This window comes from Caulobacter sp. FG121 (genome assembly GCF_057809815.1).
The window spans coordinates 57,858-77,196 of sequence record NZ_JBMDKR010000004.1 but is presented as its reverse complement, the minus strand read 5'-3'; the positions used below and the strand labels follow the sequence as shown (position 1 = coordinate 77,196).

Sequence of the window (19,339 nt, the reverse complement as noted above, 5' to 3'; positions counted from 1 at the left end):
TCAGGATGACGCCTTTGAGTGGGTTGCAACAAGGCTCGTCATGGTGAGGAGCGGCCCCTCAGGGCCGCATCTCGAACCACGCACGCCTTCACCCGGCGTCAGTCAAACCGCCGGCGCGCCAGTCGAAAAGTTCCTGCAGCACGCGCACCGCCTGGCCCCGTTCGGAGGTCAGGCCCGGGTCGCGGTTCAAAATCAGCCGTGCGTCGTCGGCGGCCGTCGCGATCATCGCGCGGTGGGCCGCCGGGTCGGCGAGGCGATAGGCTGGGAAGCCGCTCTGTTTGAGGCCCAGCGGGTCGCCGCCCCCGCGCAGTTCCAGATCCTTCTCGGCGATCAGGAAGCCGTCGTCGGTGCGCCTCAGGATATCCAGCCGCTGCTGGGCGGTGTCCGAGAGCGGCGGGTCGTAGAGCAGGACGCAGGCGCTCTCCCGCCGGCCTCGGCCGACCCGGCCGCGCAGCTGGTGCAGCTGGGCGAGGCCGAACCGTTCGGCCTGCTCGATGACCATGATGGTGGCGTTGGGCACATTGACCCCGACCTCGACGACCGTGGTCGCCACCAGCACCGGCAGGCGGCCCTCGGCGAATTCCGCCATGACCGCGTCCTTCTCGGCGGCCGGCATCTGGCCATGCACCAGCCCGACCTGGGCCCCCATGACCTTTTGCAGCTCGCGGGCCCGGATCTCGGCGGCGGCGAGGTCGGCGAACTCGCTCTCGCTGACCATCGGACAGATCCAGAAGGCCTGCGCTCCGCCACGGACGGCTTCCTGCAGTCGGGCGATGATCTCGCCCATGCGTGGGGAGGGGACGGCCCGGGTTGCGACCGGCGTGCGCCCCGGCGGCTTCTCGTCGATGCGGCTGACGTCGAGATCGCCGAATACCGTCAATTCCAGCGTGCGCGGAATCGGCGTTGCGGACATGGCCAGCAGGTGGACGCTCTCGCCCTTGTCCTGCAGCCGCTTGCGCTCGCTGACGCCGAAGCGGTGCTGCTCGTCGATGACGGTCAGGCCGAGCGATCGATAGCGCACATCGTCCTGGAACAGGGCATGGGTGCCGACGGCGACGTCGGCCGTGCCGTCCATCAGGGCCATCAGCTTCTCGGTCCGCACCCCGCCCTTGTCGCGGCCGGTCAGCAGCACGACCCGCAGGCCCTGGGCCTCAAGCGGCGCGGCGATGGTCTCGAAGTGTTGCCGTGCAAGGATTTCGGTCGGCGCCATCAGCACCGACTGCAGGTTCGCCGCCGCAGCGTCAGCCATGGCCAGCATGGCGACGATGGTCTTGCCGGCCCCGACATCGCCGTGCAGCAGCCGGCTCATGCGCTCGCCAGACTGCAGGTCGCCGCGCACCTCCGAAAGGGCGCGGATCTGGGCGCCGGTGAGTTTCCACGGGAGGGCGGCCTCGACGCGGTCGGCGAGGGCGCCGGCCGGGATCACCGGGGCCGGCTGCGCGCGACGGGCCGCCTTGCGCTGGGCCAGCGCCAGTTGATGGGCCAGCAGCTCGTCATAGGCCAGCCGGCGGCGATGCGGCGCCAGCGGCGAGAGGTCGGCATCGGACTGCGGATTGTGGAACCGCTCCAGCGCCGCGCGCCAGCCGATGAACCCTTCGCGAGCGACCCAGGCGGCGTCCTGCCACTCCGGCAGCTCCGGGGCCCGCGACAGCGCCTCCAGCGCCAGCTTTCGCACCGTGCGGGCCGGCAGGCCGGCGGTGGCGGGGTAGACCGCTTCTGTTTCGGGGATCTCGGCGGCGCGCTCGACCGGCAGGATGTAGTCCGGATGAGCCATCTGGATCTCGTTGCCCCAGCGCTCGATCTTGCCGCTGACCGCGCGCCGCGCGCCGATCGGGTGCTGACGCAGCAGATGGTCGCCGTGCCCCTTGAACCAGATCAGCGTCAGGAAGGCCGTCCCGTCGAAGCACCTGATCTTCCAGGGGATATCCATGCGCGCGGGCCTGGTGTGCGTCTCGACATCGACGATCAGGGTGTGCACCTGGCCGTCGACGACGCTGTCGACCGTGGTCGGCGTGCGATGGATCAGCGACTGGGGCCCCAGGAACAGCACGTCGCGCACCAGCGGCCCGGCGACCCGCTCCACCAGAGGCTCAACCTTCGGCCCCACGCCTTTCAGCGTGCTGACCGGAGCGAACAGCGGGAACAGAATCTCGGGGCGCATCGGAGGGAGTGTAGCGCGGAGTTGGCGACCGCGCGCCGGGCCAACGTACGCCATCCGTCCCCATTGCCGTCATCGTCGGACTTGTTCCGACGACCCAAGCGCGGGGAGTTAGCCAATTTCGCGCGGGCGGGTCAGCGTCCGGTCTGTCAGCCCGCGGTGTTCATGGGTCGTCGGAACAAGTCCGACGATGACGGGTGAGGGGGCTTCGGTGCGGCTTGTCAGCCATGGCTGCACGCCCTCACTGGCGCTACCTCTCAACCCGCTCTATATCCGCCGCCTCTGCATGGACGAGCACCGCCTCAAGAAGATCAGGCTGCGGGCCTGGCGTCGTGGCTTCCGGGAAGCGGACCTCATTCTGGGGCCGTTCGCGGACAAGCATGTCCCCACCATGACCCCGGCCCAGCTCGACGCCTTCGAGGCGCTGATGGAAGAGGCCGACCAGGACATCTACGACTGGTACCTCGGCAAGACGCCCGTCGCCGACCATATCGACCCCGAGATCTTCGCCCTGCTGCAGGCCTTCGACCCGTCCGGGAGACCCGCCGGTGGCTGACCTGAAACAGGTCGCCAGGGCGGACGGCCGACTTGATCTGACCGGCGCGCCGGAAGGCTTCGACGCCCTGGTGATGGCCGATATCGCCCGGGCGCGCGGCGGCCTGACCGTGTTCGTCGCCCGTGACAGCGCCCGGGCCAGCGCCTTCATCGACGCCATGCGCTTCTTCGCGCCCGAGATCGCCATCCTGCAGCTGCCGTCCTGGGACTGCCTGCCCTACGACCGGACCGGCCCGTCGGCGGGCATCGCCGCCCAGCGCATGTCGACCCTGGCCCGGCTGGTGAAAGGCGAGGAGGGCGGCAAGGCGACATTGCTGGTCACCGCGGCGCCGGCCGTTCTGCAGCGCCTGCCGTCACGCGAGGACGTCTCCCGCGCCGGCTACAGCGCCCGCCCTGGCCAGGAGGTCGCGATCGCCGACCTCGAACGGTACTTCGCGGTGAACGGCTACAGCCGCGCCTCGACCGTTTCGGAACGGGGCGAGTTCGCGATCCGCGGCGGTGTGATCGACGTGTTTCCGCCCGGCGGCGAGGAGCCGGTGCGGCTGGACCTGTTCGGCGATACGCTGGAATCGATCCGCGCCTTCGATCCCGAGACGCAGCGATCGACGAAACAGCTGAAGTCGATCGACCTGCTGCCGGTCAGCGAAGTCCTGCTCGACGCCGACGCGATCGCCCGGTTCCGCAAGGGTTATGTCTCGCGGTTCGGCGCGCCGGGCGACGACGCGCTCTACGACACCATCAGCGCCGGCGGCCGCCGCGCGGGCATGGAGCACTGGCTGCCGCTCTACTACGCGCGGCTGGAGACGCTCTTCGACTATCTGCCGGCCGCCACGCTGGTCGCCATGGATCATCTGGTCGGGGAGTCCGAGGCCGAGCGGATGGCGATGATCGCCGACGCCTATGACGCCCGGGCCAGCGCCGACCGCAAATCCGCCTACCGGCCGCTGGAGCCCGAGGCGCTGTACCTGACGGCTGACGAGCTGGCCTCGCGGGTATCCGAACGGCCCAACCGCTGGTTCTCGCCATTCCAGAGCGACGCTATTGGCGCGGTCGACATGGGCGCCAAGCTCGGCCGGACCTTCGCCGCCGAGCGGGCGCAGGACAGCGTCAACCTGTTCGAGGCCACCGCCGACCACGCCCGCAAGGTCAGCGGGGAGGGCAAGCGCGTGCTGTTCGCCAGCTGGTCGGAGGGCTCGTCCGAGCGCCTCGGCACGATGCTGGCCGACCACGGCCTCAAGCGCATCCCGTTTGCGCCCTACTGGCAGGCGGCTAAGGCGGCCGATCCGAAGACGCCGCAGCGCGTCGTGCTGCCGCTGGAGTCGGGCTTCGAGACCGACAACCTGGCGGTCATCTCCGAGACCGACATCCTCGGTGACCGGCTGGCCCGGCCGCGCCGCAAGCGTCGCGCCGCCAACTTCCTCGCCGAGGCCACCGCCCTGACCCAGGGCGATCTGGTCGTGCATATCGATCACGGCATCGGCCGCTATGCCGGCCTCAAGACGCTCGACGTCCAGGGCGCCCCGCACGACTGCCTCGAGCTGCACTACGGCGGGGAGGCCAAACTCTATCTGCCGGTCGAGAACATCGACCTGCTGACCCGTTACGGCGCCGACGGCGAGAACATCCAGCTGGACAAGCTGGGCGGGGCCGGCTGGCAGAGCCGAAAGGCCAAGGCCAAGGAACGGCTGCGGGTCATGGCCGAGGGCCTGATCCAGATCGCCGCCGCCCGCCAGTTGAAGGCCGTGGAAGAGATCGATCCGCCGTCCGGCCTGTTCGACGAGTTTTGCGCCCGCTTCCCCTACGAGGAGACGGACGACCAGCTCAACGCCATCGGCGACGTGCTGACCGACCTGACCAGCGGCAAGCCGATGGACCGGCTGATCTGCGGCGACGTCGGCTTCGGCAAGACCGAGGTCGCCCTGCGCGCGGCCTTCGTCATGGCCATGAGCGGCAAGCAGGTGGCCGTGGTCTGTCCGACCACCCTGCTGGCGCGACAGCACTTCAAGACCTTCAGCGACCGGCTGCAGGGCTGGCCGATCAAGGTCAGCCGTCTCTCGCGGCTGGTGCCGGTCAAGGAGGTCGCCGAGACGCGCGCCGGCCTCGCCGCCGGCGAGATCGAGATCGTCGTCGGCACCCACGCCGTGCTCAGCCAGCAGGTCAGCTTCAAGGACCTCGGCCTCGTCATCGTCGACGAGGAGCAGCACTTCGGGGTCAAGCACAAGGAGAAGCTCAAGGAGCTTCGCGCCGACGTGCACATGCTGACGCTGACGGCCACGCCGATCCCGCGCACCCTGCAGATGGCCCTCAGCGGCATCCGTGAGATGAGCATCATCGCCACCCCGCCGGTCGACCGTCTGGCCGTGCGCACCTACATCACGCCGTGGGATCCGGTGACCCTGCGCGAGGCGCTGCTGCGCGAGAAGTATCGCGGCGGCCAGGCCTATTTCGTCGTGCCGCGGATCAAGGACCTGACCGACATCGAGCGGTTCCTGCGCGAGCAGGTTCCGGAGGTGAAGTTCGTCGTCGGTCACGGCCAGATGAGCCCGACCCAGCTCGAGGAGGTGATGAGCGCCTTCTACGACGGGCAGTACGACGTGCTGCTGTCGACGACGATCGTCGAGAGCGGGCTTGATATTCCGACAGCCAACACCCTGATCATCCACCGCGCCGACATGTTCGGACTGGCCCAGCTGTACCAGCTGCGCGGCCGGGTCGGCCGGGCCAAGGCGCGCGCCTACGCCTACTTCACCACCCCGGTCGAGAAGCAGCTGACCCTGTCGGCCGAGAAGCGGCTCAAGGTGCTGCAGTCGCTCGACAGCCTGGGCGCCGGCTTCCAGCTGGCCAGCCACGACCTCGACATCCGCGGCGGCGGCAACCTGCTGGGCGACGAACAGAGCGGCCACATCAAGGAAATCGGGGTCGAGCTGTACCAGCAGATGCTCGAGGACGCGGTCGCCGAGCTGCGCCAGAAGCAGGGCGCGGAAGCGCTGGCGGACAGGGGCTGGTCGCCGCTGATCAACACCGGCGCGGCCGTGATGATCCCGGAAGCCTACGTCCCGGACCTGAATGTGCGGCTGGCGCTCTACCGCCGCCTGTCCGAGGCCGAACAGGCCCAGGACCGCGAAGCCCTGGCCGCCGAGCTGATCGACCGGTTCGGCCCGATCCCGCCGGAGGCCAGCAGCCTCCTGAAGGTCGTGGCCATCAAGGGCCTGTGCCGCGAGGCCAACGTGGCCAAGATCGATGTCGGGCCCAAGGGCGCCGTGGCAAGCTTCCGCGACGACCATTTCGCCAACCCGCTGGCGCTGGTGAAGTTCATCCAGGCCAACCAGATCGTCTGGAAGCTGCGGCCTGACCAGAAGATCGTCATCAAGGGCGAATGGGACACGCCGGCCCAGCGGCTCGACGCGGCAGAGCGGATTCTGACCACGCTGGCGAAGCTGGCGAAGGCGGCCTAGTTCAGCCGGCCCTGGCGGCCCGCGCCGCCGTCAGCAATTTCCGCGCCCGCAGGAACATCTCAAGTCGCGTGACACCGAGCAGGCCGACGCCAAGAATGACGAAGGCGTCGGTGATGAAATTGACGGTGATGTGCAGCAGGCCGGCCTCCTCGGTCAGCACCGAGCGCAGGCCGTAGCGGATCACCACCAGACTCACCAGCAGGATCATCGCCGCGGGCGAGGCCTGCTGGTTCAGATCATGCGTCTCCGGGTCGATGGTGATCGCCATCATCCGTCCGCGTTGCCAGCCGATCACGCCACCGATGGCCAAGACCACCGCCAGCCACAGCCATTCCAGGCCCTGGGGCCGAAACTGCCAGAGCAGGAAGCCGGCCAGAACGACCAGGATCGTCGGCGTGATCCACAGCCACTCCAGCCTCAGCCGCCGCTGCTGGCGCGACCGCATCAGGCGGAGCGAGAAGATCGCCAGGAAGATGACGACGCCGATGATCGGGCCGATTGTCTTGGGGTCCTTGAAGTCCATTACGCCGCGAGCTCCCGCGCCTTGTCGATGGCCTTGACCAGCCGCTCCGGCGCCTCCGCGCCCGAAACGGCGATCTTGCCGTCGAAGATCATGAAGGGGACGCCCGACACGCCGGCCTGATGGGCCTGGAAGTGCTCACGGGCGACGGTGTCCTTGTCGACGCCTTCGGAGAACAGTTGCAGCAGGCGCATACGGTCGAGCCCGGCTTTCTCGCCAATGTCGGCCAGCACCACGGGATCGCCGATGTCTCGCAGTTCGGTGAAATAGGCCGCGAGCACACCCTCCAGCACCGGGCCCTGCAGGCCCTCGCCCTGGGCCCAGCGGATCAGGCGATGGGCGGCGTTGGTGTTGGGCGAGATCGGGATCTCGGCGAGGTTCCAGCTGATGCCGTCTTCGGCCGCGGCGGCGTTGAGCACCCTGGCGCCGGCTTCACGGCGCTCCGGGTCAGGGAACTTGGCGGCGTAGTAGTTCTTGCGGTCCACGCCCTCTTCGGGGAGCGTCGGATCAAGCTGGTAAGGCCGCCAGGTGACGGTCGCCTGCAGGTCTGGACGCATCGCCAGCGCCTTCTCCAGCCGCCGCCAGCCGAGATAGCACCAGGGACAGACGACGTCGGCGATGAAGTCGATCTGCATGGCGGGGTCTCCCGAAGGTTAGCTGGCTTCGCGCTGCAGGGCGCGACTGGCGGCCCGCTCCAGCGCCCGGGCGGCGTTCTCGCCGGGCTCGATCTGGGCGATGCCGATGTCGAAATCGACGGTGAAGGGCGTCTTGCCTTCACCGGCCTCGAAGGCGGTGCAGGCGATGACGGCGGTGATTCGTTCGGCGGCGGCTCGGGCCGCCGACTGCGGCGTGGCGGGCAGGGCCAGGGCGAACACTTCCGGACCCAGACGTGCGGCGGTGTCCTCGACGCGGACAAGCCGTCCGATCATCGAGCCGATCTGGGGAATGGCGCGGTCGAGATAACCGCCGGCGCGGGCGGCCGAGGTCTCGGGCCGGTCGGCCAGCCGCAGCACGCAGACGCTCATGGGCCGGTTGCGGATGCGCGAGGCGTGGGCGAGGCGAACCAGATGGCCCGCGAACAGGTCGCGGGTAAATAGCCCCGTGGCCGCGTCCATCAGGCCGCTGCTGCGCGCGCGCTCCAGCGCCTTGCGGATCGAGACGGCGCGACGATAGCTGCGCGACAGCTCGATGATCCGTTTGGCGGTCTCGCTTTCCGGCGTCTCGGGCGACGCCACGTCGGATACGCCGCGGTGGAAGGCTTCCGACGTCGTGACGTAGCTTTCGCCGCGCAGATAGAGCAGGGCAGGGATGTGATAGAGGCGGGTATTGCGTCGCATGCCAGCGGCGATGCTGAGCGCCTCGGAACTGTTGTCGCCGGCCCAGAGCACGACCGAGTCGAAATCGCGCTCGTGCAGATAGTCGAAGGCCGTGAAGGCCGTGAAGGCGCCGACCACGTCCGCGCCGCTGCGCGTCAGGGCGTTGCTCAGGGCGAGAAACTGCGGCGCCGGCTCTCCGACCGCGAGCACCCGATACGGATCAGCCTTGGGCTCAGGCAGGTCGAGACGGCGACCGCGCTCGGCGAAGGTTTCCAGCCGCAGCTCGAACTCTTCCTCGGCCACGGCCATGCGGACCAGCGATTCCAGCCGCAGCACGGCCTGGGCCGGATGCAGCGGCGGCGCGAGCGTCAGATCGAAGGCGTAACTGTCCAGCTGCGGGTCCGGATCACCGATGGCGATGACCGGCAAACGACGTGGCGCGCAGGCGGCCTTGAGACGACGGGCCAGCGTGAGCGCGTCATGTCCGCCGCTGGCGACGTCGACAATGGCCGCCTCGATGGCGAGGTCGCCCAGCGCCGCAATGGCCGCATAGGGGCCCCGGGCCGTGATCGTGCGCCAGCCAAGACGGTCGAGCCCCTCGGCCAACGGTCCTGCCAGCGCGTCGTCCCGCGCGACGATCAAAATGCGGGCCTGAATTGACAAGCCGTCTGAACTCCCGCCCTTGACGCCGCCGGGCCCCCGCCGGCTATCCGCTGCGCGTCAGGATTCGCAACGCTGCACCATAGCAGAGGCGAGGGACCGGCATAGCGATACAGCGCCGCAGGAGAGCAATGATGAGCGATAAACCACTGGCCGGACGCGTTGCGGTCGTGACCGGAGCCTCCAGCGGCCTCGGAAGACGCTTCGCCCATGTGTTGTCGGACGCCGGGGCCGCCGGGGCCGCCGTGGCCCTGATGGCGCGGCGCACGGACCGACTCACCGCCGAAGTCGCGGCGATCACTGCAAAAGGGGGCAAGGCCGTCGCGATTCCGCTCGATGTCCAGGATGTCCCGGCCATCGGACCCGCGTTCGACGCGGTGGAATCCGCGCTCGGCCCGATCTCGATCCTGGTGAACAACGCCGGCGTCGGCGGCGACGGCATGGCCATGGACATGAGTGTCGAGACCTTCGACCAGACCTTCGCGGTCAACGTCCGCGGCGTCTATTTCGGCGCCGTCGAAGCCGCGAAGCGGATGATCGCAAGCGGCGTCGCCGAAGCCGGCGAGGCCCGGATCATCAACATCGCCTCGATCGCCGCCTTCAACCAGCTGCCCGGACTGAGCGTCTATTGCGCCTCAAAGGCCGCCTGCGCCTCGCTGACAAAGGGGCTGGCCCGCGAATGGGCCCGGCCGCGCATCGCCGTCAACGCCATCTGCCCCGGCTACATCGAGACCGAGATCAACAGCGACTGGTTCCAGACCGAAGGCGGACAGAAGCAGATCAAGGGCTTCCCGCGTCGGCGGCTGATGGACGAAGATGTGCTGGACGAAGCCCTGCTGATGCTGGCCGGTCGCCGTGCTCACTTCATCACCGGCACGCTGATCAGCCTCGACGACGGGCAGACGCTGTAGGCCGCTTGCCTGACCGAACGTCAGGGGCATTAGCTCCTGCTCAAAGCCAGAGGAAACACATCATGGGCAAGGGTCCGCTTTCGGGTCTGAAGATCGTCGAGTTCGCCGGCATCGGGCCGGGACCTTTCTGCGGCATGCTGCTGTCCGACCTTGGGGCGGACGTCGTGCGGGTCGACCGAAAGGGCGCGGGCCGGGCTTCGCCCGCCGATGTCACCAGCCGCGGCCGCCGCTCGGTGGCGCTGGACCTGAAGTCGCCGGACGCCATTGAGGCCGTGCTCAAGCTGCTCGAAAGCGCTGACGGCCTGATCGAGGGATTCCGTCCGGGCGTGATGGAACGCCTGGGCCTGGGTCCGGACGTCGTGCTGAAGCGTAACCCGAAGCTTGTGTTCGGCCGCATGACCGGCTGGGGCCAGTTCGGCCCCTACGCCAAGGCCGCCGGCCACGACATGAACTACATCGCCATCACCGGTGCGCTGCACGCCATCGGCACCACCGACAAGCCGGTGCCGCCGTTGAACCTGGTCGGCGATTTCGGGGGCGGCGCCCTCTATCTCGCGTTCGGTCTGATGGCCGGCATCATCAGCGCCCGCGAGACCGGCAAGGGTCAGGTGATCGACTGCGCCATGAGCGACGGCGCGGCCTCGCTGATGGCCATGTTCTATGGCTTCAAGGGCGCGGGCATCTGGAAGGACGAACGTCGCAGCAACCTGCTCGACGGCGGCGCCCACTTCTACGACACCTACCAGTGCTCGGACGGCAAGTGGATCTCGATCGGTTCGATTGAGCCTCAGTTCTACGCGCTTCTCCTTGAAAAGACGGGCATTACTGACCCACAATTCGCCAATCAGATGAGCCGTGATGAATGGCCAGAGCTGAAGGCCAAGCTGGCCGCCGTGCTGGCGAAGAAGACCCAGGCCGAGTGGTGCGAGATCATGGACGCCACCGACATCTGTTTCGCGCCGGTGCTGGATCTCGAGGACGCGCCGAAACACCCTCACAATGTCGCCCGCGAGACGTTCGTGACGATCGAGGGCGTGGTCCAGCCGGCGCCCGCGCCGCGCTTCTCTGCGACCCCGGGAGCCATTCAGGGCCCGCCGCCGAAGATCGGCGCGCACAACGACGAAGCCCTGTCGCAATGGGGATTCTCGGCGGCCGAGATCGACGCGCTCAAGGCGAAGGGCGCTCTCTAGGACGACAACGCCGGCTGATACCGCCGTTCAGCCACGGTTCAGCCGGCCGATTCCATTCTCGTCCTCGTAGACAGCCGCTGGCTCTCCCGTCCCTCGAAGCGGCGGCTGGATGCACAGGACGAAGGCAAGGTCTTCCTGTCAGGCGCGTCGCGGCCCGAACACCCGCGGCGCGCCTTTGACGTTGCGCTCCATCGCCGTCGCGGGCAGGTTCCGCGCATGACGCGTACACCCCGCCCGTCGGGGCTCACCACCGCCCTCGACCTCGACCCCGTCCATTGGGCGCGGGCCACGCTCGAGGTGATCGGCAAGGCGCTGACCCGTCTCTGGGGTCGAGACGTGATGCTCTACGTCGGCGGCGTGTCCTTCTGGATCATGCTGGCGGTCTTCCCGCTGCTGGTTATCGCCGTGGGGCTCTACGGCATTCTCGTGACGCCGGAACAGGTGGCCAATCAGGCCGAACTGCTGGCGCGAATGCTTCCGGCGGACGCCAGGAGCCTGTTCCAGGACGAGCTACAGCGGCTGGCGCACGCCCCGCATGTCGCCGTCTCCGCCCAGAGCTTCGTCGCCCTGTTCATCGGGGGCTATGCCGCCCACCGGGGTTACAAGGCCCTCCTGGCCGGCCTCAGCTTCATTCATGAAGAAGAAAACCAGCGGGGCTTCGTCAGCTTCAATGTCATGGCCCTGGTGGTGCTGGTCGCCTCCCTGTTGCTGGTCGGGCTGGTGTCGGTAGTGTTTCTCGGCCTGCGCGTGGCCGCCGTGGCCTGGAACCTCAAGCCGCTGGCGGGCATGAGCTGGCTCTACAGCGAATGGACCTGGACAAGCGTCTGCATGCTGCTGTCGATGAGCCTGATCTACCGCTTCGCCATGTCCCGGGAACCGGTCGCCTGGCGCGCCTCGATCGCCGGCGGGGTCGCCTCGGCGGTGCTGGCGCTCGTCGCGTCCTGGCTTTGTGCGATCTATGTTGAGCAGGTCGCGCATCTGGGCGCGACTTACGGCTCCGTGGGCACCGTGGTCGTGTTCCTGATCTGGCTGAGCTGGAATGTGAACGCGCTGTTCTTCGGCGGGGCTCTGGCGACCGAAATGGAGATCGCGCTGCACACGCGGACGATCAAGCCGGTCTTGAAACGACGAAAAAAAGCCCCGGCGAAGGGCTGAGATCACCGCTGTCGATCAGGTCGTAGCCGGCCTGGGCCGCGAAATGCGGCACATCGATCCGGGCCATCGGATCGTCGGCCAGAAGGCGCACAACCGCGCCAGGCCCCGCCTGTTCCAGCGCCCGTCGCAGCCGCAATGTCGGAACAGGGCAATGGTGTCCGAGCGCATTGACGACCCGCTCCGCCGCAACCGGCTGGTCCGGAGCCGCGTTGAGCGGAGGTCCTTGTTCATCGGAGGCCGTCATGGCGTCGCGTCCAACCTGGCAGGGTCACCTGCGACTCTCGCTGGTGACCTGTCCCGTGGCTCTCTACACCGCCACCAGCCCCGCGGGCGATGTGCATTTCAACCTGCTGCACAAGGACACACACAACCGCATCCGGATGATCCCGACCGACCCTGAGCTCGGCGCCGTCGAGCGCACCGATCTGGTGAAGGGCTTCGAATATGAAAAGGGCCACTATATCGTCGTGACGCCGGAAGAGATCGACGCGGTCCGGCTGGAAAGCACCCGGACGATCGATATCGAGCGGTTCGTCGATCGCGACGCCATCGACCGGCTCTACTGGGACAGCCCCTATTTCCTGGCGCCGGATGGCAAGCTCGCGGTCGAGGCCTACACGGTAATCCGCGAGGCCATGCGCAAGACCGGAAAGATCGCGCTGGGCCGGCTGGTGATGCACCAGCGTGAGCGGCTGATCGCCATCGAGCCGCAGGAGCGCGGCCTCGTCGCCTGGAGCCTGCGCAGCAAGGATGAGGTGCGCGACGCCGACGAGATCTTCGGCGAGATTCCGGCGCACAAGGCCGACGCCGGCATGATCGCCATCGCCGAAAAGATCATCGCCCAGCAGGAGGGGGCGTTCGATCCCTCGCAGTTCAACGACCGTTATGAGGACGCCCTGCGCGCCCTGATCACCGAGAAGCAGAAGGGCAAGGGCCGCAAGGTGGTCGCCGCCGAGCCGGACGACACCAATGTCGTCGACCTGATGGATGCCCTGCGCCGAAGTCTCGGCAAGGGTGGCGGCGCTCCGGCGAAGACCCGGGTGGCCAAGCCGGCGGCGAAATCGGCGCCGAAACGCAAAGCGTCCTAACCGAGCTTGCGGATGGCGGCGGTCAACGAGCGTTCCGACTCCCCGTTGTCCGCCCAGGCGGTCGTTTTCGCCACGAGGGCAGGGGTGGTGCGAATCGTGAACCGCTTCGGGTCGAGGCCCGCGCGGACCTGCGACCAGGTCAAAGGCATCGAGACGGTCGCCCCCGGCCGAGCCCTCGGCGAGAGGGGCGCGACCGCCGTGCTCAGCCGGTCGTTCCTGAGGTAGTCGAGGAAGATCCGGCCCTTCCGCGCCTTCCTGGACATGTTGACGACGTAGCGGTCCGGGGTGTCGGCGGCCATCTGCTCGCAGAATGCCTTCGCGAAGGCCTTGGCTGTCGGCCAGTCGACGCGGTCCCTCTTCGCGCCGGACAGCGGGGTCACCACATGCAGCCCCTTGCCCCCAGTGGTCTTGCAGAAGGCGACGAGGCCGACCGCCTCAAGTCTCTCGTGCACCTCCTTCGCGGCGGTGATTACGTCACCGAAGTCCAGGCCTTCATCCGGGTCGAGGTCGAACACCAGCCGGCCCGGGACCTCCGGCTCGCCAGGGCGGCAGTTCGAGGGGTGCAACTCGGTCGCGCCGATCTGGGCCAGCGCCGCCAGGGCTTCCTTCCGTTCAATGCGCAGGTAGGGTTTGTGGTCGCCGGCCATGGCGACCTCGTCGAGCAGGGCAGACGAGCCCTTGCCCACGTGTCGCTGGAAGAAATGCTGGTCGCCGGTGATGCCGTCCGGCGTACGGATGATCGAACAGGGTCTGCCGGCGAGGTGCGGCAGCATCCAGTCGGCGATCGTCTCGTAGTAGCGGGCCAGATCCAGCTTGGTCACAGGCCGGCCATCGTCCGCGTCCGGCCACAGCGCCTTGTCGGGGCTTGAGATCGTGACCCCCATGACAACGTTGCCGGCGGGCCGGCGCGGGACCGGGATGACGAGGGCGGTCCCGGCGGAGGGGGCAGGCATTTCAGCCTGGACCTCGGCGGCCGGCTTGTCCTCGCGCAGGCCCTTGAACGCGGCCTGGCGGATGGCGCCATCGCCGGTGAAGCCCGCATACTCGATCTCGGCGACCAGCATCGGCTTGACCCAATGGGTCTCGCCCTGGCCGCGGGGCAGGCGTCCGGCGAACGGCGAGTGGTCGGTCTCCAGCGCCTTCAGCTTCGGCAGGAGGCGGCTGACCTTGTCCCGGCCGAATCCCGTGCCGATGCGCCCGACATGGACCAGCTTGCCCTCGCGCATGACTCCGGCGATCAACGAACGAAAGGCGCCGCCGGTCGTCGTCCAGCCCCCGATGACCACCTCGTGGCCGGCGCGGCACTTGGACTTGAGCCAACTGTCGCCTCGGCCGGACCGGTAGGGCGCATCGATCCGTTTGGAGACGATCCCCTCCAGTGACATGCGGCACGCCGAACTCAACACTGCATCGCCGCCGGACCTGAAATGCTCGACATAGCGCAGACGGCCGGACTTGAGCGGCTTGAGCAGCACGTGAAGGCGAGCCTTGCGGTCAGACAGGGGCAGGGGGCGCAGATCCGCCTCGCCGTCGGCCATCAGGTCGAAGGCGAAGAACACCAGATCCTTCGTCCTGCCGTCCGAAAGGGCGGCCTGCAGGCCGGCGAAGTCGGGCGAGCCACCAGCGTCGAGCGCGACGATCTCGCCGTCGACGACGACATCAGGCAGGCTGGCCGCGTCGTGCGCGATCTCCGGGAATTTCGGGGTCCAGTCGAGGCCCTTGCGGGTGCGCAGCGTGGCCTTCCCGTCGGCGACACGCAGCTGCATGCGGTAGCCGTCGAACTTGATCTCATGCGCCCAGCCCGCGCCCTGCGGGGGCCGGTCGACCAGCTTGCACAGCTGCGGCTCGATGAAAGCAGTCGACGCCTTTCCCGTGGGCCGGGACGCGGCCGGCTTGCGGGCCCTGGGCGCATCGTGCGCCCTGGCGGCCTTCTCCGCGCTCGCCTCCGGCGAGGGACGGCTGTTCCACACGGCGTCCGCCTTGCGCTTCTTGCCGGAGATGAACGGCGTGGGCCCCTTGCCCTTGCCGGCGGCGATGTCCTCCATCGTCCGGCCAGAGGCGACGGAGAAGGCTGTGTCCTTCAGGAAGCGGTCCTTGTCGCCGTCGCGGGAGAAGTCGTCGCGGTGCTTGATAAGCAGCCAGTTCGACCTCTTGCCGCCGGTGCGGTCATTGCGGATCCGCACCAGCACATAGCCGCCCTGCATCCGCTCGCCGGCGAACACGACCTTCAGCTCGCCCTGCTTCAGGCCCTTTTCGACGTCGAAGCCGGACTCCGGCGCCCAGTAGCCCCGATCCCACAGCATGACCGCGCCGCCGCCGTACTGGCCTTCCGGGATCGTACCCTCGAAGTCGCCGTAGTCGAGCGGATGGGGCTCGACCTCTACGGCCAGCCGCTTGTCGGCCGGGTCGAGCGACGGCCCGCGCGTCACGGCCCAGGACAGGAACACGCCCTCGTGCTCCAGTCGCAGATCGTAGTGCAGACGCGTGGCGGCATGCTTCTGGATCACGAACCGCCGGCGTTGCGAGGCCGCCACGGCGCCATCACCGCTGGGCTCGGCGGTGACCGCGAAGTCGCGTTTGGCGCGGTACCTGGCGAGTTTCTCATGGGCCACGGGTCTCGTCTCCGGCGGTATGCCGATGGAAGTCGCGACGCCGGCCCCGGGTTCCCGACGGTCCGGCGAATTGAGCCCGGCCCGCGGGATAGCGGACAGCATCCGGGAAACAGCGTTGAATTGACTCCTCCCGGCGCAACCGGGCGACAACGCATCCAGGCGCCCTTCTTTTTTCCGGCCGGCGGCGTAAGGCTGGGGGCTGGAAGCAGGAGAGAGTCCCATGCCCAAGGACCGCATGGCCGTTCTGGCCGCGATGATCGATCAGGGGGTCATCCCTGTCTTCTTCCATCCGGACGTCGAAACCTGCGTGAACGTCATCCAGGCCTGCGCCAACGGCGGCGCACGCTGTATTGAATTCACCAACCGTGGTGAGTTCGCGGCTCACACCTTTCTCGACGTGACCCGTCATTTCGCCGAGGCTGACCCGAACGTCATCATGGGCGTGGGCAGCATCGTCGACGCACCGACCGCCGGGATCTACATCGCCAACGGAGCCAAGTTCGTCGTTGGCCCGATCCTCAACGCCGAGGTGGCGCGGGTCTGCAACCGGCGCATGGTCCCCTACAGCCCCGGGTGCGGAAGCGTGACCGAGATCAGCTATGCGCAGGAGCTGGGCAGCGAGATCGTCAAGGTCTTCCCGGGCGAGAGCGTCGGAGGTCCGGCCTTCGTCAAGGCGGTTCTGGGGCCCATGCCCTGGACCAAGATCATGCCGACTGGCGGGGTTGATCCCGACGAAGAGTCTCTGCGCGAGTGGTTCGGCGCGGGCATCGTCGCCGCCGGCATGGGCAGCAAGCTGATCAGTAGCGACCTCGTCAAGGCGGGCGACTGGAACGGCATCGAAGCCCGCGTGCGCCAGACCGTCGAGCTCATCGCACGCATTCGACGCGACCTTTGAGGCCGCACGCGACCGGACGCCGATCCGGCGTCCGGTCGCACCACGGCGAGCGTCAGGGGCGCGATGGCGTCCAGGGGGGCGGCGGCGTCGGCCATGGGAGTCATCCTTCCTGCTTCGACGCGGGGTGCGTCAAAACCGGAAAATCCCGGACGGATGATCCGTTCCCAAAAAGCCCTGTCGATGGTGTCCGGAATCCGCGAGCAGCGGTCTCTGGTCCGGGGCAGGCTGGGCTTCCACGACGCAAGGACCAGTCCATGGCCACGATCCTAATCGACATTTCCATCAACGCGCCGGCTGACCAGGTCTGGGAGGCCATTCGCGACTATGGAGCCCTGCACACGCGCCTTGTTCCCGGGTTCGTGGTCGACACACGGCTTGAGGGCGATTCCCGCATGGTCACATTCGGCAACGGCATGACTGCGCGCGAGCGGATCGTCGGCCTGGACGACGCGGCCATGCGCTTGGCCTACGGCATCGTCAGCGAGCGCATGATCCACCACAGCGCCTCCAACCAGGTCGTGGACGATGGGGAAGGCGGCTGCCGTTTCATCTGGATCGCCGACGTCCTGCCCGACGCCGTGGCCGAGACCATGGAGCCGATGATGCGGCAGGGCGCGGCCGTTCTGAAGTCGACCATGGAGTCTGCCGCCCGATAGGGCTTTGAGACCCACGCCGGGCGCTGCTAGAAGCGCCGCCAACGGACGGGTGGTCGAGTGGTTTAAGGCAGCGGTCTTGAAAACCGCCGTAGGTGGAAGCCTACCGTGGGTTCGAATCCCACCCCGTCCGCCACCACATGGCAGCCACGCCCTCGATGGTGATTTCCGAACCTCAGGAGCTCGACTTCGGCGCGGCGCCGATTCTGGACTTCACGGGTCCGCCCGGCACGCCCGGGTAGCGGGCGGCCGTCGCGGCCACGTCGGCGGGTACGCCGTTGAGGGGGCCAGACAGGAACGCCGCGACAATATCCGCCGCCGCCTTTTGTGTCGCAGCGGGACCCCGCCCGCCGCCCATCACCCGCGCCAACAGCCAACGGCCCGGTGATGCGAAGAAGAAGGGCGCATCGGTGAAGCTGTAGTGATTGGCGCGCTTGATCTCATAGTGAAAGCCGGGCGCGGTCATGGTCGCCAGCAGCTTGCCGTTGCCGTTGATGAACAGCTCGCCATGGTGGGTCTCGGCGTAGTCGCTCTGCAACACCAGGAAGGGCCGGGTGAGCCGGCGGTCCGGCAGGTCGCCGTAGGGCGTACCGTCGATGTTTGCCGCGGCGACTGCTCGCGGGTCTTCGCTCATCGCCATGGCAGAAGCGGCGCCGCCGAAGGAGTGGCCGATCACAGCCACTTTCGAGGCGTCGATCCGGCCGCCCCTCAACGACGGCGACAGCGCCTCCGGACGCGCGAGCTGGTCGATCACAAAGCGAATGTCGGCGGTGCGAACGCGCTGCTGGTCCGGCATGAACCGGGTTCGGTCAGCCGGGAAGATTTCCCGGGTCCCGACAACCTGGCCATCCGGAAGTTCCGTCACCGCCGACTCGTAGGGATGGTCCAGCACGAAAACGACGAACCCCCGGCTGGCAAGCTGGGTCACCAAGCCCGTATAGACAGCCCGCGGCGCGCCGTAGCCGGGTGAGAAGATCACCACAGGCCAGGGGCGATCGTGGGCCGCAAGCGGCGCCATGGCCTCGGCGTGAGTGTCGATCTGGCCGTAGCGATGCAGCATGAAGGCCGGCATCAGGCTGACCTGGTCTGGCAGGTGGCCGATCCCGTCAATGTAGGGGATATGCGCGCCGCCGCCGGGTTTTTCTGCGCGCGTCGTCGGATACCAGGCCTGGGCGATCACGCTGCGCCGGTCGCCTGGATCGGCCGTATGCGGCTCGTCGCGTGACGCGTCGGTCCAGCGATAGACCTCGGTCGCGACGGCGTAGCGGCCGTCGGGCGTTGGAAGCGCCGGGACCGCGGGCAGGAGCCAGACGCCGAGGCACGCGGCGGCAATCCCGGCAAGGCCTATACGACCGATCCAGCGAACCGCGGCCCCCGTTCGCAGCGGAGGCAGGGCGCTCAGCGCCAGCAGGAGCCAGGCGGGCAGGTCCTGCCAGGTGAATCCGCAGAGGGCCGATTGGGCCGCCGCCAGCAACAGGCCCAGACCGACCCCGGCGATCCGCAGCCTCGGCCGCTCGGCCGGAGCAAACAACCGCCACGCCGCCAGCGCCAGCACCACCGCCAGCAAGACCAGATCGGGAATCAACATCGCTTCACCCGGCTCCCACAGCCACTCGTTCAGGGGGAGCCTCTACCGTGGTATCGGCATTGCCCTGGTCAGGCCCTGGTCAAGAACCGGCGTAAATTCTGTTGAGATCGCGGCAACGACGACGGCGTGGCTCGCCGCGACCGGGCTGGACTGAAGGAAGGACGCAGGCGGCCTGTCCGGCAAGCGCGCCTGCGCCCCTGATCGTCCTACTCGCTGACGGCCGTGATGGTCGCCGTGCCGGAGTTGCCGGCGTTGTCGGTGTAGGTGGTGCTGAAGCCGACGGCGGCGCCCATTTCGCCGAACGTCACGCAGAGCTGCTGTCCGCCGGCGTCGCCGCAGATTTTCTTGGCCGCCTGATCAACAGTGTAGGGGCCCGGCGCCGCTCCGTTGACGCTCGCGGTGCCGTTGGAATCGAACACCACGACCGTGGTCGTGCCGTTGCTGTTGGCGAACTCGACCGTCGTGGACGACGCGAGCGCCGGCGTGGCGATAAGCGCGAGCCCGGCAATGGCGATGAGCAGTCTGGTTTTCATGGATAGTCCCCCCTTTGGGTTCCGCGCGGCGTCGAATGCGCCGTCGGGGC

At 68.1% G+C, this 19,339-nt stretch carries 16 protein-coding genes and 1 tRNA gene; 9 read left to right on the top strand and 8 right to left on the bottom strand.

Annotated features, from left to right (window positions below; translation table 11 throughout):
* Positions 1–88 precede the first annotated feature (88 nt).
* Complete coding sequence (recG, locus tag ACODSL_RS11870) at positions 89–2,161, bottom strand: ATP-dependent DNA helicase RecG (RefSeq protein WP_488900902.1); 2,073 nt, start codon at positions 2,159–2,161, stop codon at positions 89–91.
* Between the two features lie 208 nt (positions 2,162–2,369).
* Between recG and ACODSL_RS11865 the strand changes: the two genes are divergently transcribed.
* Positions 2,370–2,714, top strand: coding sequence for an FAD assembly factor SdhE (locus tag ACODSL_RS11865; RefSeq protein WP_488900901.1), 345 nt, complete (start codon positions 2,370–2,372; stop codon positions 2,712–2,714).
* The gene (gene mfd, locus ACODSL_RS11860; RefSeq protein ID WP_488900900.1) at positions 2,707–6,168 is read left to right on the top strand and encodes a transcription-repair coupling factor; all 3,462 of its coding nucleotides are present in this window, start codon (positions 2,707–2,709) and stop codon (positions 6,166–6,168) included. Before ACODSL_RS11865 ends, mfd begins: the two co-directional genes overlap by 8 nt.
* Position 6,169: 1 nt before the next feature.
* On the opposite strand, the gene ACODSL_RS11855 is transcribed toward mfd, so the two are convergent.
* Genes ACODSL_RS11855 through ACODSL_RS11845 form a run of 3 tightly spaced genes read right to left on the bottom strand, consistent with a single transcriptional unit; the run spans position 6,170 to position 8,667 of the window.
* Entirely contained in the window at positions 6,170–6,691 is a 522-nt protein-coding gene (locus ACODSL_RS11855) for a CcdC protein domain-containing protein (RefSeq protein WP_488900899.1), read from the bottom strand.
* Positions 6,691–7,323: a DsbA family oxidoreductase gene (locus ACODSL_RS11850; RefSeq protein WP_488900898.1), complete on the bottom strand. Its 633-nt coding sequence runs from the start codon at positions 7,321–7,323 to the stop codon at positions 6,691–6,693. Before ACODSL_RS11850 ends, ACODSL_RS11855 begins: the two co-directional genes overlap by 1 nt.
* An 18-nt stretch (positions 7,324–7,341) precedes the next feature.
* Positions 7,342–8,667, bottom strand: coding sequence for a diguanylate cyclase domain-containing protein (locus ACODSL_RS11845; protein WP_488900897.1), 1,326 nt, complete (start codon positions 8,665–8,667; stop codon positions 7,342–7,344).
* A gap of 131 nt (positions 8,668–8,798) precedes the next feature.
* Between ACODSL_RS11845 and ACODSL_RS11840 the strand changes: the two genes are divergently transcribed.
* The 3 genes from ACODSL_RS11840 (at position 8,799) to ACODSL_RS11830 (ending at position 11,920) form a co-directional block, all read left to right on the top strand.
* Positions 8,799–9,575 (top strand): SDR family NAD(P)-dependent oxidoreductase, encoded by a 777-nt coding sequence (locus ACODSL_RS11840; RefSeq protein ID WP_488900896.1) that lies wholly within the window; start codon positions 8,799–8,801, stop codon positions 9,573–9,575.
* A 62-nt stretch (positions 9,576–9,637) separates the two neighbouring features.
* Positions 9,638–10,765 carry a CaiB/BaiF CoA transferase family protein gene (locus ACODSL_RS11835; RefSeq protein ID WP_488900895.1) on the top strand — a complete coding sequence of 376 codons (1,128 nt, stop codon included), beginning with the start codon at positions 9,638–9,640 and terminating at the stop codon, positions 10,763–10,765.
* A gap of 216 nt (positions 10,766–10,981) precedes the next feature.
* A complete protein-coding gene (locus ACODSL_RS11830; protein ID WP_488900894.1) occupies positions 10,982–11,920 on the top strand; it encodes a YihY/virulence factor BrkB family protein in 939 nt (312 codons plus the stop codon).
* Here ACODSL_RS11830 and ACODSL_RS11825 read toward each other — a convergent pair.
* Complete coding sequence (locus tag ACODSL_RS11825) at positions 11,874–12,164, bottom strand: sulfurtransferase TusA family protein (protein WP_488900893.1); 291 nt, start codon at positions 12,162–12,164, stop codon at positions 11,874–11,876. The genes ACODSL_RS11830 and ACODSL_RS11825 overlap by 47 nt on opposite strands.
* On the opposite strand from ACODSL_RS11825, the gene ku reads away from it, so the two are divergent.
* Positions 12,163–13,008 carry a non-homologous end joining protein Ku gene (ku, locus tag ACODSL_RS11820; RefSeq protein WP_488900892.1) on the top strand — a complete coding sequence of 282 codons (846 nt, stop codon included), beginning with the start codon at positions 12,163–12,165 and terminating at the stop codon, positions 13,006–13,008. The genes ACODSL_RS11825 and ku overlap by 2 nt on opposite strands.
* Here ku and ligD read toward each other — a convergent pair.
* Entirely contained in the window at positions 13,005–15,620 is a 2,616-nt protein-coding gene (gene ligD, locus ACODSL_RS11815) for a DNA ligase D (RefSeq protein WP_488900891.1), read from the bottom strand. The genes ku and ligD overlap by 4 nt on opposite strands.
* Positions 15,621–15,840: 220 nt before the next feature.
* Here ligD and ACODSL_RS11810 point away from each other — a divergent pair, with 220 nt between their 5' ends.
* The 3 genes from ACODSL_RS11810 to ACODSL_RS11800 all read left to right on the top strand — a co-directional run bounded on the left by ACODSL_RS11810 (position 15,841) and on the right by ACODSL_RS11800 (position 17,304).
* On the top strand, positions 15,841–16,515 hold the full coding sequence (locus ACODSL_RS11810) for a bifunctional 4-hydroxy-2-oxoglutarate aldolase/2-dehydro-3-deoxy-phosphogluconate aldolase (protein ID WP_488900890.1): 675 nt from the start codon (positions 15,841–15,843) through the stop codon (positions 16,513–16,515).
* 254 nt (positions 16,516–16,769) lie between these two features.
* The gene (locus tag ACODSL_RS11805; protein ID WP_488900889.1) at positions 16,770–17,171 is read left to right on the top strand and encodes an SRPBCC family protein; all 402 of its coding nucleotides are present in this window, start codon (positions 16,770–16,772) and stop codon (positions 17,169–17,171) included.
* Between the two features lie 43 nt (positions 17,172–17,214).
* Positions 17,215–17,304: transfer RNA gene (locus ACODSL_RS11800), tRNA-Ser, on the top strand.
* 39 nt (positions 17,305–17,343) lie between these two features.
* Here the strand turns inward: ACODSL_RS11800 and ACODSL_RS11795 are convergent.
* Together ACODSL_RS11795 and ACODSL_RS11790 are read right to left on the bottom strand one after the other, a co-directional pair.
* Positions 17,344–18,756, bottom strand: a complete 1,413-nt coding sequence (locus ACODSL_RS11795) for an alpha/beta hydrolase family protein (protein ID WP_488900888.1) — start codon at positions 18,754–18,756, stop codon at positions 17,344–17,346.
* 206 nt (positions 18,757–18,962) lie between these two features.
* Positions 18,963–19,289, bottom strand: coding sequence for a hypothetical protein (locus tag ACODSL_RS11790; RefSeq protein ID WP_488900887.1), 327 nt, complete (start codon positions 19,287–19,289; stop codon positions 18,963–18,965).
* Positions 19,290–19,339 lie beyond the last annotated feature (50 nt).